This is a genomic window from Duganella sp. Root336D2 (assembly GCF_001425005.1).
GTDB lineage: Bacteria > Pseudomonadota > Gammaproteobacteria > Burkholderiales > Burkholderiaceae_D > Rugamonas.
Genome location: NZ_LMDB01000012.1, coordinates 87,119 through 111,226, shown reverse-complemented (window position 1 = coordinate 111,226; position 24,108 = coordinate 87,119). Strand labels below are relative to the sequence as shown.

Annotated in this window: 22 protein-coding genes; 8 read left to right on the top strand and 14 right to left on the bottom strand. The window is 63.0% G+C overall.

The features are described from left to right. Window positions 1-18: 18 nt before the first annotated feature. Complete coding sequence (locus tag ASD07_RS10615; protein ID WP_055929194.1) at window positions 19-825, bottom strand: hypothetical protein; 807 nt, start codon at window positions 823-825, stop codon at window positions 19-21. A 64-nt stretch (window positions 826-889) separates the two neighbouring features. On the opposite strand from ASD07_RS10615, the gene ASD07_RS10610 reads away from it, so the two are divergent. Further along, window positions 890-1,315 (top strand): DUF1841 family protein, encoded by a 426-nt coding sequence (locus tag ASD07_RS10610; RefSeq protein WP_055929191.1) that lies wholly within the window; start codon window positions 890-892, stop codon window positions 1,313-1,315. Here the strand turns inward: ASD07_RS10610 and ASD07_RS10605 are convergent. The 7 genes from ASD07_RS10605 to ASD07_RS10575 all read right to left on the bottom strand — a co-directional run bounded on the left by ASD07_RS10605 (window position 1,312) and on the right by ASD07_RS10575 (window position 8,715). Next, window positions 1,312-1,557 carry a hypothetical protein gene (locus tag ASD07_RS10605; protein ID WP_055929189.1) on the bottom strand — a complete coding sequence of 82 codons (246 nt, stop codon included), beginning with the start codon at window positions 1,555-1,557 and terminating at the stop codon, window positions 1,312-1,314. The two genes, ASD07_RS10610 and ASD07_RS10605, sit on opposite strands and share 4 nt — an antisense overlap. A 90-nt stretch (window positions 1,558-1,647) precedes the next feature. Continuing rightward, a complete protein-coding gene (locus tag ASD07_RS10600; RefSeq protein ID WP_055929186.1) occupies window positions 1,648-2,094 on the bottom strand; it encodes a hypothetical protein in 447 nt (148 codons plus the stop codon). 68 nt (window positions 2,095-2,162) lie between these two features. Beyond that, on the bottom strand, window positions 2,163-4,334 hold the full coding sequence (locus ASD07_RS10595) for a molybdopterin cofactor-binding domain-containing protein (protein WP_055929183.1): 2,172 nt from the start codon (window positions 4,332-4,334) through the stop codon (window positions 2,163-2,165). Further along, window positions 4,331-4,798 carry a (2Fe-2S)-binding protein gene (locus tag ASD07_RS10590; protein ID WP_055929180.1) on the bottom strand — a complete coding sequence of 156 codons (468 nt, stop codon included), beginning with the start codon at window positions 4,796-4,798 and terminating at the stop codon, window positions 4,331-4,333. The genes ASD07_RS10595 and ASD07_RS10590 overlap by 4 nt, the downstream gene beginning before the upstream one ends. A 137-nt stretch (window positions 4,799-4,935) precedes the next feature. Then, window positions 4,936-5,277, bottom strand: a complete 342-nt coding sequence (locus ASD07_RS10585) for a cytochrome c (RefSeq protein WP_055929177.1) — start codon at window positions 5,275-5,277, stop codon at window positions 4,936-4,938. A gap of 11 nt (window positions 5,278-5,288) precedes the next feature. Beyond that, window positions 5,289-5,609 (bottom strand): cytochrome c, encoded by a 321-nt coding sequence (locus tag ASD07_RS10580; protein ID WP_055929173.1) that lies wholly within the window; start codon window positions 5,607-5,609, stop codon window positions 5,289-5,291. Window positions 5,610-5,787: 178 nt separating this feature from the next. Continuing rightward, window positions 5,788-8,715 carry an ImpA family metalloprotease gene (locus ASD07_RS10575; RefSeq protein ID WP_156397964.1) on the bottom strand — a complete coding sequence of 976 codons (2,928 nt, stop codon included), beginning with the start codon at window positions 8,713-8,715 and terminating at the stop codon, window positions 5,788-5,790. Between the two features lie 398 nt (window positions 8,716-9,113). Here ASD07_RS10575 and ASD07_RS10570 point away from each other — a divergent pair, with 398 nt between their 5' ends. Genes ASD07_RS10570 through ASD07_RS10560 form a run of 3 tightly spaced genes read left to right on the top strand, consistent with a single transcriptional unit; the run spans window position 9,114 to window position 11,727 of the window. Beyond that, window positions 9,114-9,968 (top strand): MoxR family ATPase, encoded by an 855-nt coding sequence (locus tag ASD07_RS10570; RefSeq protein WP_055929167.1) that lies wholly within the window; start codon window positions 9,114-9,116, stop codon window positions 9,966-9,968. Next, window positions 9,968-10,564, top strand: coding sequence for a GNAT family N-acetyltransferase (locus ASD07_RS10565; protein WP_055929164.1), 597 nt, complete (start codon window positions 9,968-9,970; stop codon window positions 10,562-10,564). The genes ASD07_RS10570 and ASD07_RS10565 overlap by 1 nt, the downstream gene beginning before the upstream one ends. After that, entirely contained in the window at window positions 10,558-11,727 is a 1,170-nt protein-coding gene (locus ASD07_RS10560; RefSeq protein ID WP_055929161.1) for a VWA domain-containing protein, read from the top strand. Before ASD07_RS10565 ends, ASD07_RS10560 begins: the two co-directional genes overlap by 7 nt. A 162-nt stretch (window positions 11,728-11,889) precedes the next feature. Here ASD07_RS10560 and ASD07_RS10555 read toward each other — a convergent pair whose 3' ends face one another. Continuing rightward, on the bottom strand, window positions 11,890-12,705 hold the full coding sequence (locus tag ASD07_RS10555; RefSeq protein WP_055929159.1) for a two-component system response regulator: 816 nt from the start codon (window positions 12,703-12,705) through the stop codon (window positions 11,890-11,892). Window positions 12,706-12,832: 127 nt separating this feature from the next. Between ASD07_RS10555 and ASD07_RS10550 the strand changes: the two genes are divergently transcribed. Together ASD07_RS10550 and parC are read left to right on the top strand one after the other, a co-directional pair. Then, on the top strand, window positions 12,833-14,833 hold the full coding sequence (locus ASD07_RS10550; RefSeq protein WP_055929156.1) for a DNA topoisomerase IV subunit B: 2,001 nt from the start codon (window positions 12,833-12,835) through the stop codon (window positions 14,831-14,833). A gap of 14 nt (window positions 14,834-14,847) precedes the next feature. Continuing rightward, window positions 14,848-17,190, top strand: coding sequence for a DNA topoisomerase IV subunit A (gene parC, locus ASD07_RS10545; RefSeq protein WP_055929153.1), 2,343 nt, complete (start codon window positions 14,848-14,850; stop codon window positions 17,188-17,190). Between the two features lie 63 nt (window positions 17,191-17,253). Here the strand turns inward: parC and ASD07_RS10540 are convergent, their stop codons facing one another. Continuing rightward, window positions 17,254-18,660 (bottom strand): IgA Peptidase M64, encoded by a 1,407-nt coding sequence (locus ASD07_RS10540; protein ID WP_055929149.1) that lies wholly within the window; start codon window positions 18,658-18,660, stop codon window positions 17,254-17,256. Window positions 18,661-18,752: 92 nt separating this feature from the next. On the opposite strand from ASD07_RS10540, the gene ASD07_RS10535 reads away from it, so the two are divergent. Together ASD07_RS10535 and ASD07_RS10530 are read left to right on the top strand one after the other, a co-directional pair. Next, window positions 18,753-19,307: a sigma-70 family RNA polymerase sigma factor gene (locus ASD07_RS10535; protein WP_055929146.1), complete on the top strand. Its 555-nt coding sequence runs from the start codon at window positions 18,753-18,755 to the stop codon at window positions 19,305-19,307. Continuing rightward, window positions 19,304-19,990: an anti-sigma factor domain-containing protein gene (locus ASD07_RS10530; RefSeq protein WP_055929144.1), complete on the top strand. Its 687-nt coding sequence runs from the start codon at window positions 19,304-19,306 to the stop codon at window positions 19,988-19,990. Before ASD07_RS10535 ends, ASD07_RS10530 begins: the two co-directional genes overlap by 4 nt. Here the strand turns inward: ASD07_RS10530 and ASD07_RS10525 are convergent, their stop codons facing one another. The 4 genes from ASD07_RS10525 to ASD07_RS10510 are packed head-to-tail and all read right to left on the bottom strand — an operon-like array spanning window position 19,991 to window position 24,050. Then, window positions 19,991-21,109, bottom strand: a complete 1,119-nt coding sequence (locus ASD07_RS10525; RefSeq protein ID WP_307143893.1) for a HupE/UreJ family protein — start codon at window positions 21,107-21,109, stop codon at window positions 19,991-19,993. Further along, window positions 21,106-22,326: a tetratricopeptide repeat protein gene (locus tag ASD07_RS10520; RefSeq protein WP_229207116.1), complete on the bottom strand. Its 1,221-nt coding sequence runs from the start codon at window positions 22,324-22,326 to the stop codon at window positions 21,106-21,108. The genes ASD07_RS10525 and ASD07_RS10520 overlap by 4 nt, the downstream gene beginning before the upstream one ends. Window positions 22,327-22,334: 8 nt before the next feature. Further along, window positions 22,335-22,574 (bottom strand): hypothetical protein, encoded by a 240-nt coding sequence (locus ASD07_RS10515; RefSeq protein ID WP_156397963.1) that lies wholly within the window; start codon window positions 22,572-22,574, stop codon window positions 22,335-22,337. 12 nt (window positions 22,575-22,586) lie between these two features. Continuing rightward, window positions 22,587-24,050 carry a DUF4331 domain-containing protein gene (locus tag ASD07_RS10510; protein WP_055929139.1) on the bottom strand — a complete coding sequence of 488 codons (1,464 nt, stop codon included), beginning with the start codon at window positions 24,048-24,050 and terminating at the stop codon, window positions 22,587-22,589. Between the last annotated feature and the right edge of the window lie 58 nt (window positions 24,051-24,108).

The following is a 24,108-nucleotide window of genomic DNA, read 5'->3' as shown; positions in this document are numbered from 1 at the left end:
CCGCAAGGGCGGCTTTTTTTACGGCTGCCGTACCGCCCAGCGCTGCGACACGTAGTCGATCAGCAGCACCTTCCCCAGCAAATGGTGCAGGCCGATTACGCCGGCCAGCGCCTCGTCCGGCTTGAAGCCCAGGCCCTCGCAATAGGCCCCGGCGAAGCTGGACAGCTTGATGCTGTCGCCAATTTCCAGCGTGCGCGGCACCGTCCCCATCACACAAGGCATTTGCCTGCCCCAGGAATTGGCGGAAAAGCGCTGCTCGCCATGCAGCCGCAAGCCGCCGGTCAGCCCGGCCCAGGCCTGCGCCGAATGGCCGTTGATGCCGAAGGCCGCCGACCCGGTATCGAGCAGCGCCGCCTGCGGCGCACCGCCGGCCACGCGCACCGTCACCAAAGGGTGGCCGCCCGGCCCGCCCCAGCGCACGTAGCGCATGGCTTGCGCGTCCGGCGCACCTTGCAAAGCAGCCCCTTGCTGCCAGCGATAGCGGGCTCCGGCCAGGTCCAGCTCCAGCGTGCCCTGCTCAAAAAACTCGTTGCCGACAGTCGCAATCAAGCCGGTGGCGCAGCGGCCCTGCTCCAGCAAGGCCAGGCTGGCCGCATCCGCTTTGGCGAGCCGGCGCATCCCGGCCAGTTCGACTGCCACCTCCTTGCGCGGGGTGTCGCCCTTGCTTTTGCTGTGCCAGATCACGGCGCCGGGCGCGCCGGTGTCGAGCTGCGCGTAACAATCGATGCCGTCGACCTTCACCGGCAATACGATGGCGGCAGGCACTTTGGGCGCGCCCTCATACAGCGCCTGTTCGACGAACAAAAACGGCAGGAAGTCTGGCATTATCAAAAGAGCAGCAAAAAGGAGTTGCAGGGTACACCGTCCCGCTGCAAGGTACAATGGCCGGATGTTTACCCCGTCTTCCCACGACGTACGCCGCTTCTTCTGCGACGTCTACCGCAAAGCCAACGCCAACGAAATCATGGATCCGATCGAGCTCATCGCCCGCGACTGGATCATGGCGCACCCCGAGTATCACGACCAGCTGAAGGATGTGGAAGCCGCCATTGCGCGCGACTACTCGGTCGATGGCAGCGAGGCCAATCCCTTCCTGCACCTGTCGATGCACCTGTCGATCACCGAGCAGTTGTCGATCGACCAGCCGCGCGGCATCCGCGAAGCTTTCGTGGGCCTGGCGCGCAAGCTCGGCACCGAACACGCGGCGCACCATGAAATCATGGAATGCCTGGGCGAGATGATCTGGAATTCGCAGCGCCGCGGCGTACCGCCGGACGGCGCCGCCTACGTGGAAGCGGTCAAGCGCAGGATTTAAGCCTCGTCCACGCGCACGATAGGCATATGCCAGATCAGGCCGAACACCAGCGGGCTGGCCACTGCCGCGAAAATCACCGAACGCGCAAGGTGGTCGGAACCGACCAGCAGCGCCGGGACAACATTGATCAGCCATGGCAGCGTGGCCGCCAGCAAGGCTTGCGATTTGCGTCCCAGGCGGGCGATCAGGCACAGCATCAGCACTGCCACACCGGCCAGCAATGCAGTAAGCAAGTACACCATCTTTCGGCACCTCCGCGATTTCTTGATATGGCCATCATAGACCACTAGTTCTGCTCGGAAACTATCCAAAAATCGCAACGCAGCAAATATTTATGCCGGCTTGCGGAACACGCAATAACCGCGCGCCAGGCGGGCATCGGGCGGCGCAGCCAGGTGGCCGTCCGGCAGCAGATAGATGCAGGAGCCGGCGCACGTTTCCAGGTGCGCCAGCATTTCGGGCAGCGTCGCGTCGGCCGTGAAGTCGTCCCACGCCGCGCCGGCACCCGGCCCGCCGTGCGGCGCGACGATAGCGTGGCTCGACTCAAATGCCGATGCCAGCCGCAGCGCCAGCCCCGCCAGCGCGGCCCGGCTGCCCACGCCCTGCAATACGCACGGCCAGCAAAAGGCATCGTCGCGCAGCTCAAGCGCCACCATATGCTGGCTGGCCTGGCGCACGCTGGCTGGAAGCCCGCCCACCCGGCCCAGCGCCTTGTCGACGCGCCGCAACAAGCCCCGCTGGGGCAGCGCATGGCTGACGTAGATTGTCGAAGTTTCCATGTTAATTTCCTCCAGGCATCTTGGTTTGCTTCAGCATAGACCATGGATGCCACATAGAAACTATCCAATCATTGCAGGCGCAGCCCCGCTTTGAGCAAAGGCAAATCGGTAAAGCGTTTGCCGGTCGCTGCGAACAGGGCATTGGCCAGCGCCGGCGCCAGCGGGCCGACCGCCTCCTCACCGACGCCGCCAGGGGCCTCGCTGCTGTCGACGATGGCGACGTCGAGCGCCGGGGTTTCGGCCAGCGACAACAGCTTGTAATCAGTGAAGTTCGACTGCTCCACCGCGCCATCCCTGACCGTGATCTCGCCGTAGAAGGCCGCTGTCAAAGCGAAAATGATGCCGCCCTCCACCTGCCCCCGCACATTGCGCGGGTTGAGCGTGATGCCGCAATCGAGCACCGTGGTGACGCGGTGCAGCTTGACGCGCGATGCCGCATCGACCGACAGCTCGACCACCTGCCCGATATAGGTGCCATTGGCCCAGGTGAAGGCCATGCCGCGGTGATGGCCCGCCGGCAGGACGCCGCGCCAGCCGGAACGCGCTTCCAGCCGGTCCAGCACGGCGCGTTCGCGGCTGCCGGGCTTCATCAGGCTGCGCCGGTAGTCGAGCGGGTCGTGCCCGGCCTGTCGCGCCAGTTCGTCCATGAAGCACTCGGTCGCAAACAGGTTCTGCGATGCCGCCACTGACCGCCAGTAGCCCAGCGGCACGCCGGCATCGATGGTGTGGGTCCGGTGGACGAAGCCGGGTACGCTGTAATTGCGGGTGAGCAGCACGCCGACTGCGCTGCGGTCGAACGGCTTGCTGTATTCCTTGTCCGCACCGAAGCGCGAGTAGCTGAACAAGGTATCGCTTGCGCTGTCCAAACTCATGGCGGTCACCGCGCCTGCGGCGTCCAGCCCCGCGCGCAGGCGCAACACCGCTGCCGGGCGATGGTAGCCATGGCGCATGTCTTCTTCGCGGCTCCACAGCAGCTTGACCGGCACGCCGGCTTCCCTGGCGATCAAGGCTGCCTGCACTGCGAAATCGGCTTCGATACGACGGCCGAAGCCGCCGCCGCTGAGCGTGGTGTGGATGGTGACCGCTTCCGGCGCCATGCCGAGCGCCTTGGATACAAAGGTGCGGGCAGTGTCCTGCGCCTGCGTTGGCAGCCACAGCTCCGCCTTGCCATCCTTGACGCTGGCGGTGCCGTTCATCGGTTCCATCGTGGCGTGCGCCAGCAGCGGGACGGTGTAGGTGCGCTCCAGCCAGGTGATAGCCCTGGCCGCGCCCGCCTGGTGGGCGGCGCTGATGTCTTCGGCCTTGCCGTTGCGCGGCACCGCCAGCTCGCCCCCTTCCTGCACCGCCTCGTGCAGCAGCGCGCGGTACGGAGCGCTGGAGTGCTTGCTGGCAGCGGCAAGATCCCATTCCGGCTTGAGGGCATTGAGCGCTTGCTGCGCGCGCCAATAGCTGTCGGCCACGACTGCCACGGCATCGGGCAGGCGCACCACCTTTTTCACGCCGCGCCTGGCCAGTGCAGGCTGCGGATCGACGGCCGCCAGCTTTCCGCCGAAGTGCGGGCATTGCAGGATCGCGGCATGCAGCATGCCGGGCACTTTCACATCGATGCCGTACAGCGCGCTGCCATCGGTCTTGGCCGGCAAGTCGAGGCGGGCCACGTCCTTGCCCATATGGCGCCAGCGCTCCCTGGGCATCAATGGCGGATCGGCCGGTACAGGCTGGGTTGCCGCCTGCCGCACCAGTTTGGCGTAGGGCAGCCTGCGGCCGGTGGGCTTGTGCAGCACGGCGCCGGCGTGGCTGTCGCATTCGGCGGCGGGAACCTTCCATTTCGCTGCCGCCGCGCCCAGCAGCATGGCGCGCGCCTGGGCGCCGGCCTTGCGCAATTGCGGGAACTGGCGTGCCACGCCGCCGCTGCCGTAGGTGGCGTACTCGCCCCAGCCAGGATTGATGAACTGCTTTTCGACCGGCGCCATCTCGATGCGTACGGTTGTCCAGTCCAGGTCCATTTCATCGGCCAGCAATTGCGCGATGGCGGTGCCGGTGCCCTGCCCGATCTCGCTGGTGTTGGACAGGATGGTGACGCTGCCGTCCGGCGCAATGCGCACCCACCCCGGTGGCGGCGGAACCGGCGCGGTCGCCGGCGGCGGCGCGGCGGCGCCGGCAGCAACGGCACCGGGGCCGACGGCAACCAGCAAGCCGCCGGCCGCCAGCGTCTTCAGGAAATCGCGACGATTGCTCATGCCGGCTCCTCCAATGGCATGCCTGCCGCTCGCCTGATTGCGCGCCGCACGCGCGGATAAGTGCCGCAGCGGCACAGGTTGGTCATGGCTTCCTCGATCTGCGTATCGCTCGGCTTGGGATGCGTTTTCAGCAGCGCCGCGGCCGCCATCAGCATGCCCGACTGGCAGTAGCCGCACTGCGGCACCTGCTCCGCAATCCAGGCCTGCTGCAAAGCGTGCGAGCGGTCCGGCGACAGCGCCTCGATGGTGCGCACCTTGCCCTTGCCGACCGCGCTGACCGGCATCACGCAGCTGCGCACCACTTGCCCATCGATGTGCACAGTACAAGCGCCGCAAGCACCGGCGCCGCAACCGTACTTGGTGCCGGTCAGCCCCAGCGTGTCGCGCAACACCCACAGCAGCGGCGTATCGCCCTCGACGTCGGCCGTGCGCGGGGCGCCATTGATATTGAGCTTGTAAGCCATTGTCTCCCCCGAATAAGTTGGAGAAAGCTTAGCAGCGGCAGGAATGCGCGGTTTGCCGGTGTGACGAAAACCGGCAAGTATGGGTTAAAAATACAAAAAGCCCGCACATGGCGGGCTTTTCTTCCGGCAGCGCCGGTTCAGCGCTTCAGGACCAGCGAACCTGGCAGCGAGTGCAGGTAGGCGGCGATGTCCTGGATGTCCTTGTTGGTCAGCGGCTTGACCTGGCCGGTCATGATTGCGTTGGAGCGGCCGTTCGGTGCGTCGCCGCGCTTGTAGGCGGTCAGTGCGTGCTGCAGGTAGTCCTTGTGCTGGCCGGCCAGCTTAGGGTAGCTCGGGTCGATCGGCGAGTTGTAGTCCTTGCCGTGGCAGGCGGCGCAGCTGTATTTTTCAGTCAGGGCCTTGCCATTTTCGATGTTGCCGCCAGCCAGGGCGCTGAACGAGACTGCGGAGCAGAACAGAGCAATAATCAGTTTTTTCATGGTTCAGGGCCTTATTTCTGCTGGGAGTAGAACGCGGCGATGTCGGCGATGTCCTGGTCGGACAGGCTGACAGCGATACCCTTCATGCTCGGGTGCTTACGCTCACCCTTCTGGTAGCCCTTGAGCGCATTTTCAATGTATTTGGCAGATTGGCCGCCGATCATCGGCACCTGGAAAACTTCGGGGAAAGTCGCTTTGTAACCTGGAATTGCGTGGCAACCGATGCACATCTCGATCTTGCCTTTTGCGTTCTTGGCGTCGCCGACGATGTCCGCGGCTACGGCTGCCTGCGCAACTGCGGTCAGCGCGAGGAGTGCGAAGATTTTTTTCATGGTGTGGGCTTTAATCAGTTGAAATCGGACACTGCATTGCGCAACAAAACCGCTCCTTTGCGCCCTCAACCTGCGATTTTACCTTAGAAGTTGGCCAATCGTCCATAAGATGGAACAAGCAACAGCCTGGAACTGTGGTTTGCCGGGGCTTGCCATTTCAACAAGCCCCGGCTGTACCTCAATAGCCGGCAGGATAGCTGGCAGCCGCGTTCATGGTGACCGGCTGTCCGACCCCGCTTCCCGAGCTGACCAGGTCATTCATCGGGAAGAACAGTTGCGCAGCCGCCGGCAAGTTGTAGGCCGCCACCTGGGTTTCCGCAGCGGCACTGACCGTAATACCCCACAACCTGAACATCGGACGCATGTCGCGGCCAATCAGGAAGGAGCTCGAGATCAGCATGAAGTCGTTGCCGTCCATATCGGATGGGTAACTGGTGTAGGTGCCAAAGCCATAGCTGGCTGCCACGCTGGCCCATTTGCCCGAGTTAGCGCTTATATTGCGGTCCAACAGATACTGCAGGGTGAACAACTCCCAGCCGTCGACGTAACTGCTGTTGTAGTAGTGCGCGTACTCCACCAGCTGGCGATAGAACATGATGCGTGCCGAATTGTTCGCCGCATAGCTCGCATCGGACCAGGTGCTCGTGTACATGGCATTGAATGGATCAGCCGCAGCCAGCGCCGCCTTCATGGACGCGAATACGGCGGAACCGGTATTCGTGCGCACCTTGAGCGGTGCAGCCTGGCCGGCAGGCGTCTGGTTGAACATGATCATCTTATGTGTCGGGAAGATGTTGTTCGACACCTCGGTTGAGCGGTCGTCGTAGATCTTCATTCGGCCAACCTGGAGATTGTGGCCAATCTCGTGCGATTCGCCAAAGCCAAGCGGATCGAATGGCCAATCCTGGTCGTAAGGATTGCCCGAGCAGCCATTGCCGCACGCCGCATGCGCATCAACGATCACGTTCTGCATGGTGTCGCGGCGATGCTGCGTGCCGGTGCAATCCCAACCCAGGCTGTCGCACTTGGCCTTGGCGCTTGGCGCCAGGCCAAGGAAGCCGCTCGATGCGTTGAAGCCGGCCAGCTCGTAGGTATCCTTGATGGTGTACTTGAACGTGTAGTCCGCCAGTCGCGACATATTGCCCTGGTAGTTGGCGATGGTCTGCTTGAACTTGTCCTTCTGCGACTGAACCGTCAGGGTGTCGGTGGTAAAGGCGACCCAACTGGTTGGCGTGGTATTGACGGCATCCCGGAAGTTCGCCACTTGTACCGCGTCGTAGGCGTCGCGCAGGACCGGATGCGTGATCACGCCGTCCACCTTCACGCTGACCGACTGCTCGCCTGCCTTCGGTGCATCGATGAACAGGATCAACGGGCCGCCGTACGGGCTGGTGATCGTCACCGGCTTGTTTGCTTTCAGCGCGAAGCGTTGCGAGCTGATTTGCGATGGACGGTCATAGGTGTTGAAGATGCGGGTGGTGTCGCGCAACATGTTCACACCGAAACGTACCGAGTTGCCGCCGCCGTCGGTTCGGGTCAGCGTCACTTTGGTGCCGGGCATGACGTACAGGCCCGTCATGTATTGCTTGCTGCCGCTGGCCGGCAGGCCCGTGGTGACAGTGCTGGAAATGGTCGGGGTAGCAGCCGGGAACATATCCGAGAAGTTGCCCAGGTTCTTCGCCACGCTGGTGAAGCTGCGGTTGTTCATCACCGTCATGTCGGAGAACAGGCCGCGGAAAAAGTCCTGGCGGTTGTCCGTCCTGGTCATCGGGTACGACAGGGCCGCACGGTACTTGTCGCCCAGCAGGACCAGCAGCTTCTCCATCTGGTAGCCGGCTTGCGCAAACAGCGGAGCATCGGGGTCGTCCAGGCTCTGGATCATCTCCTGCACATCGCTTACCGGATTGCCGAATTCGGCCATGTAAGCGCTGTCTTTCGAGCAGTCAATGCGGCCGTCCTTGGTGCATCCGCTCCAGCTAGTGCTGAAGCTATTCTTGTTCAGGCGATTGAGCAGCGCCTGGAATTTCGACAGCTGCGGCGAAACGGCAGGCAAGGCCGCGGGATCGAACGACAACTGGCCCTGGCGCGCCCAGTAGTTGGTTTGCTGGCTGAGGCCAAAGTAATTCAGCATGCGGGCCGACAGGTCGTCGTCGTCGCGATAGTGGTGCAGGTACAGCACTGGAATGCCGCGCTTCTGGGCATCGCTCACTGCTTGCATGACAGCCGCGCCGTCGTAAGCGCCCGGCCCCTGCTCGCGGCCAATCACCAGCAGGTCAGCGTTCTGCAGGCAGCCGGCCAGCGCCGCGCCGTCGCACACATTGTCTTTCTGTGTTGCGCCGGCCGCCAGGCCATTGACGGTGGCGGTGGGAGACTTGGCAAAGAACCAGTCGCGCACTTTTTTCTCATGCGGGAACCAGTAGGTTTCAGTGCCGGGAAGATGGGCGCTAACGACTTTCAGGTTGGCCAGGTCGGTACGCGCAGTCAGCCAGGACACGACATTGAGCATGAACTGGTCCATGTTTGCATTGCCCGGCACGCCCAGCGGATTGCCGCCGAAAGCGGAATAGCGCGCCTTGCCATCCAAGGTAAAGCCCGCAACCGCCAGGGTCGCATTGCTGCCACCCGACTTGCTGCCGTAGTTCCAGTTGGATGGCAGGATGACGTGGTTGCGCGAGCTGTCCTTCACGCCAAAGATCGAGGAATCCTGGCTTGGGTCCCAGTCGATCAGGCCGACGCTGGAACTGCTGCGGGTGCCGTCCGGGTTGAGTTTGAAGAGGGCCTGCTTGACTTCACCGTACTTGGCCGCCTGGCCCGAAATCAGTGTCAGCGCGGCCTGCATGACTTCCTCGGTGCTGGCGTATTGGGCATCGCCCCCCACCAGCGCGGCGCTGACGCCGGTCAGCGGTCCTGTCTGGTCGCCCGGCGGAGTGCCAGGCTGGCCGCCCGGCGGGGTGCCAGGCTGGCTGCCCGGCGTCGCAGGCTGGCCGGCCGATGGACCAATACTGCCGGACGAATTGCCGCCCTCTGTGGAGCCGCCGCCGCCACAACCGGCAAGGACCAGGTACAAGCCGGCCACAGGGATCAAATGGAGAAAGTTTTTTTTCACGCCCAACCTTTTTATGGAATATCAGCAGTCAAATAAATGATTGCCTTATGGAAATATTGCAAAGTATATCGCAAAAAATCCTGATTTACTCCGGGCTGGAACCGGGATTTTAGCAATTCTTCGACGTGTTCCGATATTTAGCAGCAATTGGCCAACGTTTGACGAAGATAGATGAAGAATGCCGCCCATCGGAAAACCGAGACCATGCACTATTTTCATGAAAACCCGCTGCCGGCAATATCGATATATTCAAAACATTTATATTGACGATTAAATAACTTGCAATGCAATAAATAGACGTTATTTCATTTGCATCAAACATTCCCGCACCGCCCCCCCCCCTCCGAAAGCGGCTCTGGCATATACTTCCGGTGATATCCTCTTCCGGAAGTTTATATATGCACGCACCGCAACGATTTGAAGGTTCCGACAACTACGTCGCCACCAGTGACCTGAAACTGGCCGTCAACGCCGCCCTGACCCTGCAGCGCCCCTTGCTGATCAAAGGCGAGCCGGGCACCGGCAAGACCATGCTGGCCGAAGAAGTCGCTGCCGCACTCGATATGCCGCTGATGCAGTGGCATATCAAATCCACCACCAAGGCTCAGCAGGGCCTGTACGAATACGACGCCGTATCGCGCCTGCGCGACTCCCAACTGGGCGATGAGCGCGTGCGCGACATCCACAACTACATCGTCAAAGGCGTGCTGTGGCAAGCCTTCACCGCGCCGGAACCGGTGGTACTGCTGATCGACGAGATCGACAAGGCCGACATCGAATTCCCGAACGACCTGCTGCGCGAACTGGACCGCATGGAGTTCTACGTCTACGAGACGCGCGAAATGGTGACCGCCAAGCACCGGCCGCTGGTCATCATCACCTCGAATAACGAAAAGGAGCTGCCGGACGCCTTCCTGCGCCGCTGCTTCTTCCACTACATCAAGTTCCCGGACAAGGACACGATGGAAGCCATCGTCAAAGTCCACTACCCGCACCTGAAGCAGGACCTGCTGGCTACCGCGCTGCAAACCTTTTACGAAGTGCGCGACGTGCCGGGCCTGAAGAAGAAGCCTTCGACCAGCGAATTCCTCGACTGGCTGAAGCTCCTGATGGCAGAAGACATTCCGCCCGAAGTTTTGCGCGGCAAGGACCAGAAAGCCGCCGTGCCGCCGCTGCACGGCGCCCTGCTGAAGAACGAGCAGGACGTGAGCCTGTTCGAACGCCTGGTATTCATGTCAAGGACCAACCGCTGATGGACGCACCAGCCCCGGTCACGCTGGAAGCCAACGGCCTGCGCCTGGAGCCGCTCGGCCCGCAACATGCCGCCGCCCTGCGCGAAGCCGCCCAGGATGGCGAGCTGTGGAAGCTGCGCATCACCTCCGTGCCGGAACCGGACAAGGTGGAAGCCTACATCGCCGCCGCGCTGGAAATGCGCCCGTCCCGCCTCGCCTTCGCCGTGGTTGACACGGCCAGCGGCCAGGTACTGGGCACCACCAGCTACCACGACATTGTGCCCGCCATCGACCGCATTGAAATCGGCTACACCTGGTACCGCCGCAGCGTGCAGCGCACCCATGTCAACACCAGCTGCAAGCTGCTGCTCCTGACGCACGCCTTCGAAACGCTGGGCTGCGCCGTGGCCGGCTTCCGCACCGATAACTTCAATCACGCCTCGCAGGCCGCCATCGAACGCCTGGGCGCGAAGAAGGACGGCGTGATCCGCCACCACGCTGTGCGCCGCGATGGCACCGTGCGCGACACGGTCATGTACAGCATCGTGCGCGGCGAATGGCCGGAAGTGAAGGCGCAATTGCGCTACCTGCTGGCACGGCGGGAGGCGGCATGCTGATCGACTTCTTCTTCACCCTGAAAGACGCCAGGATCCCGGTCACGATCAAGGAATTCCTCACCCTGCTGGAAGCCATGCAAAAGCAGGTGCTGGAACCCTCGCTGGACGACTTCTATTACATGAGCCGCCTGTGCCTTGTTAAGGACGAAGCCAACTACGACAAGTTCGACCGCGCCTTCGGCCAGTACTTCAAAGGCATCAACGCCGTCTTCGACACCACCAGGGAGATCCCGCTCGACTGGCTGCTGCAGCGCATGAAGCGCGAACTCACGCCCGAGCAGATCGCCGCGCTGGAAAAGTTCGGTTACGACAAGCTGATGGACCGCCTCAACGAACTGCTGAAAGAGCAGAAAGAGCGCCACGAAGGCGGCAACAAGTGGATCGGCAGCGGCGGCACCTCCCCGTTCGGCAACGGCGGCACCAATCCGGAAGGCATCCGCATCGGCGGCAAAGGCGGCAACCGCACCGCAGTCAAAGTGTGGGAACAGCGCACGTACAAGGACTACGACGGCGAGCGCGAACTGGGCACCCGCAACATCAAGGTCGCCCTGCGCCGCCTGCGCAAATTCGCGCGCCAGGGCGTGGCGGAAGAACTGGCGCTGGAGCAGACCATCCGCGCCACCGCCAACAACGCCGGCTACCTCGACATCAAGATGCAGCCCGAGCGCAAGAACAACGTCAAGGTGCTGATGCTGATGGACGTCGGCGGCACGATGGACGACCATATCGAACGCGCAGAAGAACTGTTCTCGGCCGCCAAGACCGAGTTCAAGAACATGGAGTTCTACTACTTCCACAACTGCGTATACGACTACCTGTGGCGCAGCAACCGCCGCCGCAACGCCGAGCGCTTCGCCACCTGGGACGTGCTGCGCAAATACCCGCCCGACACGAAACTGATTTTCGTCGGCGACGCCACCATGAGTCCCTACGAAGTGCTGCAGCCCGGCGGCTCGGTCGAATACAACAACGAAGAAGCCGGCGCCGAATGGCTGGGCCGCTTCACGTCCCACTTCCCCAAGTTCATCTGGCTCAACCCCGAGCCCGAAGGCCTGTGGCAATACCGCCAATCGATTTCCGTGATCCGCCAGATCATGCAGAACCGCATGTTCCCCATCACGATCGAGGGCCTCGAACGCGCCATGCGCATGCTCTCAAAATAAAAGTCGGGGTCAGCTCCGGCAATCAGACACGGCCTCAGCCGCTGCGCGGCTGAGGCCGTGTCTGATTGCCGGAGCTGACCCCGACTTTCAAGCATCGCAGCAGCCAGGAAGATTACGTTCTTCATACATCCACTTTCGTTCCTGACCCCAAGGTGGACATTTTCACAGCCGCATGAATTTGCGCAGCACGGCCTGCGCCTGGTGCTCGGCCAGCGGCTTATTGAGCATGCCTGCGGCGCCGGCGGCGCGGCCTCGGGTGAGGTCGTAATCATGGGCGGACTGCACCAGGAAAACCACTTCGGGATGCGTCTCTTCTGCGCGCAGTTGGGCGCACAGCAGGTAGTGGTCGAGGATGGGTGCGGCAAAGTCGACCAGCACCACGGCAACCGGCCGCTGGCGGCAGATCGCCAGCGCAGCCACGCCGTCCACCGCCCACAATACCGCGGTGCCGAACTGTTTCAGCGATTGGCCCAGCTGCTCGCTGAAATGCGCATTGGCGTCCACGCACAGCACTGCCCCTTCCCGCCGCGGCTTGCGCATCTTTTCATAAACCGTGGGGTCGGTCAGGTCCAGGTCGAGCCGTTCGCGGCGCCGGCGCTCGGGTACCAGCGAATCGACGGAAGCCGACAGGCCGGCCAACACTTCTGCACGGCGCTCGACCAGGCGTGCCAACTCGGCGTACATGGCGCTCCACTGCACCGGCAGCGGCAGGTTCGGGTAGGGCAGCAGCACGCCGGTCGTGCCCAGCACCAGCGCCGGGCGGATGTCGCCTGCAGCCAACGATGCGATGACGGCCAGGGCTTTCAATTCGGTGCCGTTGGCGAGATAGATATCGGGGTCCTGCAGGCTGTCTTCGGACAGGCAAAGATACGACGGCCCCTCGGCCGGTGCCCTGGACAGGCCATGCGCGAGCGCGTGCCCGGCTTCCGGCGGGAAGCCAACCAGCCTGACTGCGAACGGGCGCCGATCTGTGGTCATAAACCCATTTTACCGCTGCGATTCCCTTGCGCCACCGGCCGTTGCGGATAGAATGCGCAAGCATGCGATCCGTCAAAGCGGAAAATACTGTATATAATCACAGCACTTTGCATTACCAATAACACGTATGGCCACTAAAAAACCAGTTTCCGACTACAGCGAATCATCCATCCGCGTCCTCAAAGGACTGGAGCCCGTCAAGCAGCGCCCGGGTATGTACACCCGCACCGAGAACCCGCTGCACATCATCCAGGAGGTGATCGACAATGCCTCCGATGAAGCATTGGGCGGTCATTGCAAAAACATTATCGTGACGCAGAATGCGGACGGTTCCATCAGCGTCGAAGACGACGGCCGTGGTATTCCGGTCGGCTTGCATCCTGAAGAAAACGTGCCGACGGTGGAAATCGTCTTTACCCGCCTGCACGCGGGCGGCAAGTTCGATAAAGGCTCGGGCGGCGCCTACGCCTTCTCGGGCGGCCTGCACGGCGTCGGCGTTTCGGTCACCAATGCGCTGTCCAAACGCCTGGAAATCGCAGTGTGGCGAAAAGACGACGCCGGCAATGGTTTCCACAATCTCGCCTTCGAAAACGGCGACCTGGTGGAACCGCTGCGCTCGGAACCTGCGCCGAAAGACGGCAAGAAGTCCGGTACCCGCGTCACAGCCTGGCCGGATGCGAAGTATTTCGACTCGCCGCTGATCTCCCAGGTCGAGCTGCAACGCCTGCTGCGTTCCAAAGCCGTGCTGTTGCCTGGTGTGACCGTCACGCTGAAAAACGCCAAGAACGGCGACGAGCAGACCTGGATGTACAAGGACGGCCTGCGCGGCTACCTGAACGAACAACTGGCGCAAACCACCTCCGGCGGCGAAACGCTGATCCCCCTGTTCGAGGGCGAGCAATTCGCCACCCCTGACGCGGAAGGCTTTGCCGAAGGCGAAGGCGCTTCGTGGGTGGTGGCGTGGACCGAAGAAGGCGCCGTGGTGCGCGAGTCCTACGTCAACCTGATCCCTACTCCGAACGGCGGCACCCACGAATCGGGCCTGCGCGAAGGCCTGTTCGGCGCGATGAAGAACTTCGTCGAACTGCACTCGCTGCTGCCAAAGGGCGTGAAGCTGCTGCCGGAAGACGTATTTGCACGCGCTTCCTTCGTGCTGTCGGCCAAGGTCCTGGACCCGCAATTCCAGGGCCAGATCAAGGAGCGCCTGAACTCGCGCGATGCGGTGCGCCTGGTGTCCACCTTCTCCAAGCCTGCGCTGGAACTGTGGCTGAACCAGCACATCGACTATGGCAAGAAGCTGGCGGAACTGGTCATCAAGCAAGCGCAATCGCGCCTGCGTTCGGCGCAGAAGGTCGAGAAGAAGAAGTCTTCCGGCGTGGCTGTATTGCCGGGCAAGCTGACCGATTGCGAATCGGACGATACGGCACGCACTGAAATCTTCCTGGTGGAGGGCGATTCGGCGGGCGGTTCGGCCAAGATGGGCCGCGACAAGGAATTCCAGGCCATCCTGCCGCTGCGCGGCAAGGTGCTGAACTCCTGGGAGACCGACAAGGACCGCCTGTTCGCCAACAACGAGATCCACGACATCGCGGTGGCGATCGGCGTCGATCCGCACCACCATGGCGATACGCCTGATTTGTCCGGCCTGCGCTACGGCAAAATCTGCATCCTCTCCGATGCGGACGTCGACGGCTCCCACATCCAGGTGCTGTTGCTTACCCTGTTCTTCCGCCATTTCCCGAAACTTATCGAGAACGGCAATATCTGCATCGCCCGTCCGCCGCTGTACCGCGTCGACGCACCGGCACGCGGCAAGAAGCCGATCCAGAAGCTGTACGCGCTGGACGACGGCGAACTGGTGGCCATCGAAGACAAGCTGCGCAAGGATGGCCTGAAAGAAGGCTCCTGGACCATTTCCCGCTTCAAGGGCCTGGGCGAGATGAACGCCGAGCAGCTGTGGGAGACCACCATGAATCCGGACACCCGCCGCCTGCTGCCTGTGTCGCTGGGCGATTTCGACCACAGCTACTCGTCCTCGCGCTTCAATATGCTGATGGGCAAAGGCGAAGCCGCCGCCCGCCGCGCATGGATCGAAGAACACGGCAACGAAGTTGAAGCAGACATCTAATACACGTATCGAACATGACTCAAGCAAACCTCTTTGACGAACCAACCCCTGAGCTGCCGCCAAGCGGCGGCAATGGCGGTGACGACGGCGGCGAATCGCTGACCCTGTCGACCTTTGCCGAGCGCGCCTACCTGGATTACGCCATTTCCGTGGTCAAGGGCCGCGCCCTGCCGGACGTGTGCGACGGCCAGAAGCCGGTGCAGCGCCGCATCCTGTACTCGATGAATGAACTGGGCCTGGGCCCGACTGCCAAGCCGCGCAAGTCCGCCACCGTGGTCGGCGACGTACTGGGTAAGCTGCACCCGCACGGCGACCAGTCGGTGTACGACGCGCTGGTGCGCATGGCGCAGGACTTCTCGCTGCGCTACCCGCTGATCGACGGCCAGGGTAACTTCGGCTCGCGCGACGGCGACGGCGCGGCGGCAATGCGATACACCGAAGCCCGTTTGACCCCGATTTCTCGCCTGCTGCTGGACGAAATCGACGAAGGCACCGTGGACTTCGTCCCGAACTACGACGGTTCGTACGAAGAACCGGCCCTGCTGCCGGCACGCCTGCCGATGGTGCTGCTGAACGGCGCCTCCGGTATCGCAGTGGGCCTGGCGACCGAGATCCCTTCGCACAACCTGACCGAGGTGGCAAAAGCCGCGGTGGCGATGATCCGTAACCCGAAGCTCACCCACGCGGAACTGATGGAACTGATCCCTGGCCCGGATTTCCCGGGCGGTGGCCAATTGATCACCCCACGTGCGCAGCTGGACGATATGTACGCGTCCGGCCGCGGTTCGATGAAGGTGCGCGCGCGCTGGAAGATCGAAGAACTGGCGCGTGGCCAGTGGCAGGCGGTGGTGTACGAGCTGCCGCCGGGCACTTCAAGCCAGAAGGTGCTGGAAGAGATTGAAGAACTGACCAATCCGAAAGTCAAGCTGGGCAAGAAAGCCTTGTCGCCGGAGCAGGTGGCGCTGAAAGGCCTGCTGCTGGGCCAACTGGATAAGGTGCGCGATGAATCGGGCCGCGAGGCTGCGGTGCGCCTGGTATTCGAGCCAAAGTCGAAGAACCAGAACCAGACTGAGTTCATGCACATGTTGCTGGCGCATACCTCGCTGGAGACTTCGGCTTCGATGAACCTGGTGATGATCGGCGGCGACGGCCGTCCGCGCCAGAAGGGCATCAGCGATATCCTGGGCGAGTGGATCGAGTTCCGCTTCGCCACCGTGACGCGCCGTACCCAGTTCAAACTGAACAAGGTCGATGAGCGCATCCATATCCTGGAAGGCCGCCAGATCGTCCTGCTGAACATCGATGAAGTGATCGCCATCATCCGTAATTCGGACGAGCCGAAGGCGGCGCTGATCGAGCGCTTCAAGCTGTCGGACCTCCAGGCGGAAGATATCCTGGAAATCCGCCTGCGCCAATTGGCGCGCCTGGAAGCGATCAAGATCGAACAACAGTTGGCCGAGCTGCGCAAGGAGCGCGAAGGTCTGCTGGATATCCTGGAAAATCCGTCCACCTTGCGCCGCCTGGTCATCAAGGAGATCGACGGCGACGCCAAGACCTACGGCGACGCGCGCCGCACCCTGATCGAGGAAGCGCAGAAGGCTGTCGCCGAACAGAAGGTCGTCGACGAACCGGTGACCGTGATCATTTCCGAAAAAGGCTGGGTGCGCGCGCGTACCGGCATCGGCCACGATCCGGCGCAGTTCACCTTCAAGGCGGGCGACTCGCTGTATGGCGCGTTCGAATGCCGCACGGTGGATACCCTGCTGGGCTTCGGCGACAACGGCAAGGTGTACTCCGTGCCGGTAGCCGCGCTGCCTAACGCACGCGGCGACGGCGTGCCGATTACCACCTTGGTGGACCTGTCGGGCGGTGCACGCCTGCTGCACTACTTCGCGGGCAATGGCGACAAGCAGCTGCTGCTGGCGTCCGACGCGGGATACGGCTTTATCGCCAAGGCTGGCGATATGGTGTCGCGACTGAAGGGCGGCAAATCCTTCATCACGCTGGACGAGGGTGACAAACCGCTGCCGCCGACCATCGTTGCCGATGGCGCGAGCGCGGTGGCGGTCATTTCCGAGAAATCGAACCTGCTGGTGTTCGGCATGGACGAAATGAAGGTGCTGTCCAACGGTGGCCGTGGCGTGATCCTGATGGATCTGGCCGACAAGGAGAAGCTGGTTGCTGCTTGCGCGATCACCGACAAGGGTGTCACCGTGCTGGGGATCGGCAATGCGCAGAAGACGAAGGAAGACCGCATGGGGCCGACGGCCCTGGCGCCGCACTTTGGCAAGCGTGCGCGCAAGGGTAAGCCGATGCCGGTGCGGATCAAGCCTACCGGGTTGGCGCCGAACACCTAAAACCGGCAGAACGGTGTCTGACCCGCAGGGTCAGACACCGGGATGCGTCGGCCGCAGGCCGGTTTAGCGCGGCGCGTACAGGTCGATCGTCTCCTGCACCGCCTCGCTGCAAACCGCGCAAAACTCCTCGCTGCGGTCAAACATCAAGCACTGCTGCTGCGAACGGTAGTAGCCGGTCGCCTCATAGTTAGCGCCCTCAAAAGCCCCCACCGCTTTGCGATTCGGCGCCTTCGAGAACAGCGCATTGGTCCAGGCAAGATCCTCCTTGAACAGTTTGCTCATCTCCGACTCCGGACGATTATCCTTGCGCAGTTGCGCGCGGATCTTCTGGTACTCGCGAGAGTGCGCCTCGTACTCCGCCTTCGGCCACGCCGTCGGCAAGGCAGCCCCCGGCGTCACAAACTTCTTCCACTTCACATTGGCTGGATCCAGCAGCGCCGTCACATTCGGCTCCCAAGGCTCCATGCGTGCACCGCCGGTCGCATAAGCCACCGGCGAGGTGTAATACTCATCCGCAAGGCCTGCAAAGTGGTGGCCGAATTCGTGCACGAACAGGTATTTCGCCCAATCGTTATCCGCCGCCGCAGTGCTGAATTGGCCGTAGATGCCGCCACCGCCGTAAGTGTCGTTATTCACCAGGATTTCGATAAACTCGTACGGCGCATGCTGCGCAATCTCGCGCAGCGCGCGGTTATCAATGGTCAGCACATAACGTTCGCTGCCGAAGATGTCATAGCGGGTGCCCAGCTTCGACGCATGATGGGTGTTGGTCGAAGGGCGCGAAACGCCCGACTCCTGGGTCGGCACCGCCATTGCCCACACATTGAAGTCCTTGGCGCGCTCCTTGAACGGCGAAACGGTGAACAGGTAGTCGGACAGCTTGCGCGCTCGGTCTTCGAACTTGGCCATATCGGCCTTGGTATAGCCGTCGCCCAGGATCAGCAAGTCTACCTTCTTCTCGCTCGGCCCATTGACGCGGATCGGGATCGGCTTGGCAGGCGCCACATCCTGCCTGCGTACCACGTCCATCGCATCGGTATCGACGTCCACGCTCCACGCCACGGAGAATTCATTACGCTCGTCGCGCTTCAGGATGCGCACCTTGACCGGGCGGTCCGGCTTGGGGAAACGCACCGATTCATGGAAACCGCGCGACAGCTTGGCCGCTTCCTCGGTCGACTTCCACTCGACGAAAATGGTGGAGAAGGTGCGGGTATACAGCACCTTGCCGGTCTTGGCATCCGCCACTTCGAGCTTGTTCACGCCACGGTTGGTGGTGTCGATCGTCTTGGACATATCGCCCGGCCATGGCAGCGGCTCGATCACAACTTGTTCGATCGCATAACTTTCGTTTAGCGCGTTACCCGTATGCATATAGTCAAGGCGCACGGTTGCCGGTTGTGCCGCCAGCGCAAGGCCGGCCGCGGTGCTGAGCGCCGCTCCCGCCAGCAGTCGATTCAGGTACGACATGAAGTCTCCAGTGTGGTTTTGGTGGCGGCTATTGTAGCTTTGCTTTGCGGAATACAGTAGACCGGCCCCAAAGCCAGGCATAAGATGGCCCCATGCCTATCGAACCCGAACAGCTAAGAACCTGGCTGGCTGCAGCAGGCCGCCAGGACGCTGCGGCTTTTCGCGCGCTTTATGATGCAGCCGCGCCGAAACTGTTTGGCTTTGCCATGCGTATATTACGTCAGCGGGAATTGGCCGAAGAGGCGCTGCAGGAAGGCTTTGTGTCGATCTGGCACGCAGCGCCGCATTACGAGGCCGGCCAGGCGGCGCCACTGACGTGGATGGCCGCCATAGTCCGCAACAAGGCGCTGGACATCCTGCGCCGCACGGACGATACGGTGGAATTGGACCATGAAGCAGTTCGCGACGAATACACCATTTCGCCCGCCGAGGCGAGTGAAATGAGCAGCGACGCACGCGCACTGTCCGCTTGCATGGCGCACCTGGAAGGCCTGCACAGGCTGGCAATTGGCCTCGCCTTCTTCCACGACTTGTCGCACACCGAGGTGGCACAGCGCATGTCGCTGCCGGTCGGCACAGTCAAGACCTGGATCCGGCGCGGCATGGAAAAACTCAAGCTTTGCCTGTCGCAAGGAGATGCGCCATGAATACCCGTGGCAATGACGCCTTGCGCGACAAGCTGGCCTCCGAGTACGTGCTGGGCAACTTGCGCGGCGGAGCGCGGCGTCGTTTCGAGGCCTTGATGTACGGCGACGCCGCTTTGCGCATGCTGGTCAAGGAATGGGAACGCCGCTTGCTGCCGATGCACGAATTCGTGCGTGCGCAGGAACCATCTCCTCAAGTCTGGCGCAATATCGAAATGCGATTACACCTGAAGCCCGAACGCAGCAGCTGGCATTTCTGGCGCGGCTTCGGGCTCGGGACCTTATCCGCTGCTTTAGCTGCCGCCCTGGTGGTGGCAATCGGCTTGCAGCATTTGCGTGGGCCTTCGTACGACCTGGTCGCAACCTTGACGGACCAGCAAGCGCAGCCCGCGCTGCTGGTGAAAGCGGATACCAGCAAGCGGCTGCTGCAAGTCCATATCGTTGGCGGCGCTCCCGTGCCGGTCGACCGCTCCCTGCAGTTGTGGGCGATTCCGAAAAAAGGTTCGCCGCGTTCGCTGGGGGTGCTTGGCAGCGAGGGGCGCGCGACTTTCTCGCTGGCGTCGGGTGCCGTCGGCGACGATATTGAGGTGCTGGCGATTTCCCTGGAGCCGCGCGGCGGATCGCCAGATCCGAACGGGCCGACCGGGCCGGTGCTGTATAAGGGCCCGTGGGTGCGGGCCATGTAATCAAACCGTGGCTCGATCGACGAGCCACACCATCGCCAACAGGGCAATGGCGGCCGAACCGCCCTTCACCATCAGCTGTTTGTAGGCCCATGTGCTGCGCATGGCGTAAGCCAGCGGGACGAAGGCTGCAACGATTGCCAGTTGTCCCAGTTCGACGCCGATGTTGAACGCCGCCAGCGCGAGTACCGTCGCTTCTTTTGGCAAACCCAGGTCGCCCAGCACGCCTGCAAATCCGAAGCCGTGCAACAGGCCGAATGCGAAGGCGGCCAGCCAGCGCTTGCCTTGCACCAGTGGCCAGAGGTTGTTCAGCGCTGCGATTGCAACCGAGGCTGCAATGGCGGATTCGATCAGCCGGCTTGGCAACGCGACCACTTGCAACGTCGCGAGCGAGAGCGTGACCGAGTGGGCCAGTGTGAACGCGGTGACGACGCGCAGCACCTGCGCGCCCGCGGCCCGCCATCCTTTCCCCAGCACGGCTGGCAGCAACAGTGAAAGCAGGAACAGGATGTGGTCGTAGCCGGTCCAGATGTGCCAGATACCGTGGCGCAGGTAGTCGATGGCCTGGCGCCACGCGCTGCCCTCGCCAGCGCCGGCGACGAAGCGCGTGTGGACACCGCCCAGCACGGCCGTTTGCGTGCGGCCGTTGAGCATGATGCTGGACATACCGCGGTGCTGGGCATCGAGGTCGGCAAACAGTTGGTAATCAATGGCGAAGGTGGTGCCGGGCTCGCACTCGCCTTGCAGCAGCAGGACGGTGTAGGCGCCGTCGGTGTGGCGGTCGACCTGCTGGCCTGTGACGCGCAGCCGGCAGCCCTGGGCCAGGACAAGGCGCGGCATGGCGTAGGCCGCGATCCCGGCGTGACGCGAGCGGACCTCGTCCCAGGTCAGCTGGCCGTCGCCATCGGCATCGAGGCCAATGGCGAAGTCGAGATCGCGCAATGCGATGTCCCAGCGTCCTTCGATAAACTGCCGCCCGCGCGAAGCCTCGCTCGCTGCCGTCACATGCAACGCAAGGTAGCTGTCGCTCGGCTTGTGCGCATGGGCCGCGCCGGCATCGAGCAGCAAAGGCAGGAAGAACAGTGCGGCCAGCTTGCGCGCAGCGATCTGCATGGTGATCATATGCTGCCTCCCTCGAGCCGGCGTGCCAGCGAAGCGATCTTGCTGTCCTCAAGGCCTTGCCGGCGGCGCCAGGCAAGTGCATGGCGCGCTGCCGCGGGATCGCGCGCGGCGAGCGCCGCTTCAAGCAGGATACGCAGGTCGGCAGGCTCCTTCTGCACTTGCCAATTGGCCAGAGCGAGTTCCAGCGCCGCGCGCGCGTTGTGGCGCAAATACAGCTCGAAGCGAGCCTGCTCGCGCTGATGGATGGCATCGCCACGGCGTGCGGCCGCCTCGAAGCGCGCTTGCAGCTCGGCGATGGCGCCCGCTGCTGCCGGCGCGGAGGCATGCACCACGGTTCTCGCTGCAATCGTATGCCGCAGCAGCAGGCCGTCAATGCGCAGGTGGCCGCGCAGCAGCGCCTGCACTTCCGCATTGCGCCCCAGGTCCAGCAGCAGGTCCGCATAAGCGCCAAGCAGGTAGCTGTCTCCCGGCGCCAGGATAAGCGCCTGGCGGAAGCTGCCTTCGGCGCGCGCGGCATCCCCGCGCCTGGCTGCCAGTTCGCCGAGCAAGGTCAGGGCCCAAGTATGCAAGCCGGTATCGGTCGCGCCCCGGCCCTCACGCGAGACAGCCAGGGCCAGCAGGCGTTCGCTGGCTGCAAGTTGTCCGCTGGCTGCACGTGCGTTGGCCAGGCAGGTCAGGCTGGCAAATTGACTGGCTACTGACGACAGCCGCCCGCAACTGCGCACGGCGGCGGAATAGTCTCCGCGGACGACCTGCACAGTCGCCAGCGTCAGCCACGCCTGGGCATTGCCAGGATCTGCGCGCGTGACGGCGTCCAGGTCGCGCATTGCTTCCGCAAAGCGGTGGCTGGATTGCAGCAGCGTTGCCCGCAGCAGCAACACCGGCACAGGCGGAGCAGCGTCAGCCCACCAGGGAGCCAAGGCCGCTTGCGCGTAACCCAAATAGCGCGGGTCGCCCGCAGCACGTCCAAGCTCGATATATCGCCGCGCGGTCTCGGCGGCAAGCGCCGGATCGCGCGGTGCAGCAGCCAACCGTGCACGCTGGCGGCGCAAGGCAGCATCAGGCGCATCGCTTCGGCGCGGCAGCGTTTCCAGGACCTCGGTCCCGGATTGCGGCACGAACGGCGCCGCCATGCCTGGCAGCGGCAGCGCCATGGCCGCGATGGCAGCGACGGCCGATGCGGCGGCCTTCGCCGGCGTGAAGGCTGCGCCCTTCATGGCAGACCTCACTCCACCGCCACCGGCTCGCTGCCTTCTGGCAGGGCCAGCGCCGCGCCATCAATGTCGACCGGCTCGGTGTTCTCGGGAGAACTGCGGACCAGCGCAACCAGCGCGGAGGTAAAAGTATCCCCAGGCGACGCAACCGGCACCGGGTCGGGCAGTGGCATCGCCGGCGTGGCCCCGCCACCGCCGCCACCGCAGCCAGCCATCAACGCGGCCGCAAACACAAGACATGAACGTTTCATGATCGCGCCCTCCTATTGCTGCGGCGAGCCGGCAATCGGTGTCTGCAGGTATGGGAAGCCGGCACTGAAATAGCTGTCGTCCAGGTATGCCCCGTCGGTGAAGCGAATCGCACCCGCCGGCGCATCGCTCGGCGCGCAGCCGATATTCAGTGTGCACAGCTTACCCATCACCACGCGCAAGGCGATATCCACCACGTCATCGCCCGGCCTGCGCCCATTGGGGAAACCCGCGTTGTCGCCGTCGATCACACCCAGCCGCTTCTGCGCGCCCTTCGCAAGCGGCGCAATCAAGGTATTCAGTCGCAGCATCTCGGAAGCCTTCACGCGCGCCGGCTGGTTCAATCCAGGCACGCCGGTAAGGAAGGTAGTCACCAGGTCGTTGCGCGGGAAGTTGGTGGGCGCTTTGGCGCCGGCGCTGCCGAACAATACCTCCACCAGCGCCGGCAAGGTCGGGTTGGTGACGTAGTCTGCGAACTGGCCATCCTGCGCCGGCTTGCTGTGGTTGAAGCGGTCTTTGTCCTTCAAGCCGATCACCACCTCGTTCACCAGCGGCATGCCGAGCCGCGACACCTGGGTCCACGCCCCGCCCTCCTTCGAGCCGCCGCTGGGATTGATCAAACGGCCCTGGCGCAAGCTGGCCGTGGTCCAGCCGCCGATCACCGGCTCCGTACCGGATGTCAGGCACGACGCCGCCACTTCCAGTTCGATGGAAGTCACGTTCTTGTCGTCCAGGTCGTCGCGCGCATTCTTCTCCGCGTTGGCGAGGAATTCCACCGCCGGCGCCTTGATGTTGATCAGGTCGAAGGTCTCGCCCAGGTTGACCACGAACGAATCCTTGCGCTGCCCGACAAACATGCGCGCCGGTACCGCACAACCCGGAATATTCACGCTGTACACATGCTTGCCCGCATACCCCGCGTAATCGGGAATCGATTTGTTGCCGATATTGTCGATCGGCTTGTCGAACACCGTGGCGCCGTTGCCGGCCATGCGCACCGGCTGGCGCGTGCTGCGCCGCTCGCCGCGCACCACGTCCACCGTGTATGTCTCGCGCACATTCAGTCCGGCCGCATTGACGTCGTTAATCGGCCCGCCGTTGATCACCAGCGGAATCGGCACCTTCTTGCCGCCCACCATGAACGCGGCGTTTTTGAACGTGTTGGTAAAGCGGAACTGGAACGTCAGGTCTTCCCGCGCATCGCCATTGTTATCGATATGGATTTCGTATAGCGCATCGGGATCCATGGTGAAGAAGTTCGGGCCGCCATATGCATCCTGCAAAGGCACGTAATTGGCGATCAGGGTCACGAATTGCCCGCGCCCCGGTTCGTAGCTGCGGAACATATAGAAGTCCGTGCCGTCGACCTTGGGTTCGCGCGTGATGAATGGTGCTTCGCGGTGACTGGACGCCTGCGCCGACGGCGCCAGGGCCGACAGCAGGGCTAACTGGACAGCAGCTTGCTTGATGGGTGCCATGGTTTCCTCCCGTGTGGTTGCTTGCCATGGCATATACGCGGCGGATGCCGCGCCGGAT

Bases quoted from the DNA above. Each gene is read 5' to 3' on its own strand.
- ASD07_RS10585 (WP_055929177.1), bottom strand. From the start codon at position 5,277: ATGAAAAAACTGATTATTGCTCTGTTCTGCTCCGCAGTCTCGTTCAGC.
- ASD07_RS10510 (WP_055929139.1), bottom strand. From the start codon at position 24,050: ATGGCACCCATCAAGCAAGCTGCTGTCCAGTTAGCCCTGCTGTCGGCC.
- ASD07_RS10540 (WP_055929149.1), bottom strand. From the start codon at position 18,660: ATGTCGTACCTGAATCGACTGCTGGCGGGAGCGGCGCTCAGCACCGCG.
- ASD07_RS10515 (WP_156397963.1), bottom strand. From the start codon at position 22,574: ATGAAACGTTCATGTCTTGTGTTTGCGGCCGCGTTGATGGCTGGCTGC.
- parC (WP_055929153.1), top strand. From the start codon at position 14,848: ATGACTCAAGCAAACCTCTTTGACGAACCAACCCCTGAGCTGCCGCCA.
- ASD07_RS10560 (WP_055929161.1), top strand. From the start codon at position 10,558: ATGCTGATCGACTTCTTCTTCACCCTGAAAGACGCCAGGATCCCGGTC.
- ASD07_RS10525 (WP_307143893.1), bottom strand. From the start codon at position 21,109: ATGATCACCATGCAGATCGCTGCGCGCAAGCTGGCCGCACTGTTCTTC.
- ASD07_RS10590 (WP_055929180.1), bottom strand. From the start codon at position 4,798: ATGGCTTACAAGCTCAATATCAATGGCGCCCCGCGCACGGCCGACGTC.
- ASD07_RS10520 (WP_229207116.1), bottom strand. From the start codon at position 22,326: ATGAAGGGCGCAGCCTTCACGCCGGCGAAGGCCGCCGCATCGGCCGTC.
- ASD07_RS10555 (WP_055929159.1), bottom strand. From the start codon at position 12,705: ATGACCACAGATCGGCGCCCGTTCGCAGTCAGGCTGGTTGGCTTCCCG.
- ASD07_RS10615 (WP_055929194.1), bottom strand. From the start codon at position 825: ATGCCAGACTTCCTGCCGTTTTTGTTCGTCGAACAGGCGCTGTATGAG.
- ASD07_RS10570 (WP_055929167.1), top strand. From the start codon at position 9,114: ATGCACGCACCGCAACGATTTGAAGGTTCCGACAACTACGTCGCCACC.
- ASD07_RS10535 (WP_055929146.1), top strand. From the start codon at position 18,753: ATGCCTATCGAACCCGAACAGCTAAGAACCTGGCTGGCTGCAGCAGGC.
- ASD07_RS10565 (WP_055929164.1), top strand. From the start codon at position 9,968: ATGGACGCACCAGCCCCGGTCACGCTGGAAGCCAACGGCCTGCGCCTG.
- ASD07_RS10580 (WP_055929173.1), bottom strand. From the start codon at position 5,609: ATGAAAAAAATCTTCGCACTCCTCGCGCTGACCGCAGTTGCGCAGGCA.
- ASD07_RS10530 (WP_055929144.1), top strand. From the start codon at position 19,304: ATGAATACCCGTGGCAATGACGCCTTGCGCGACAAGCTGGCCTCCGAG.
- ASD07_RS10600 (WP_055929186.1), bottom strand. From the start codon at position 2,094: ATGGAAACTTCGACAATCTACGTCAGCCATGCGCTGCCCCAGCGGGGC.
- ASD07_RS10595 (WP_055929183.1), bottom strand. From the start codon at position 4,334: ATGAGCAATCGTCGCGATTTCCTGAAGACGCTGGCGGCCGGCGGCTTG.
- ASD07_RS10605 (WP_055929189.1), bottom strand. From the start codon at position 1,557: ATGGTGTACTTGCTTACTGCATTGCTGGCCGGTGTGGCAGTGCTGATG.
- ASD07_RS10550 (WP_055929156.1), top strand. From the start codon at position 12,833: ATGGCCACTAAAAAACCAGTTTCCGACTACAGCGAATCATCCATCCGC.
- ASD07_RS10610 (WP_055929191.1), top strand. From the start codon at position 890: ATGTTTACCCCGTCTTCCCACGACGTACGCCGCTTCTTCTGCGACGTC.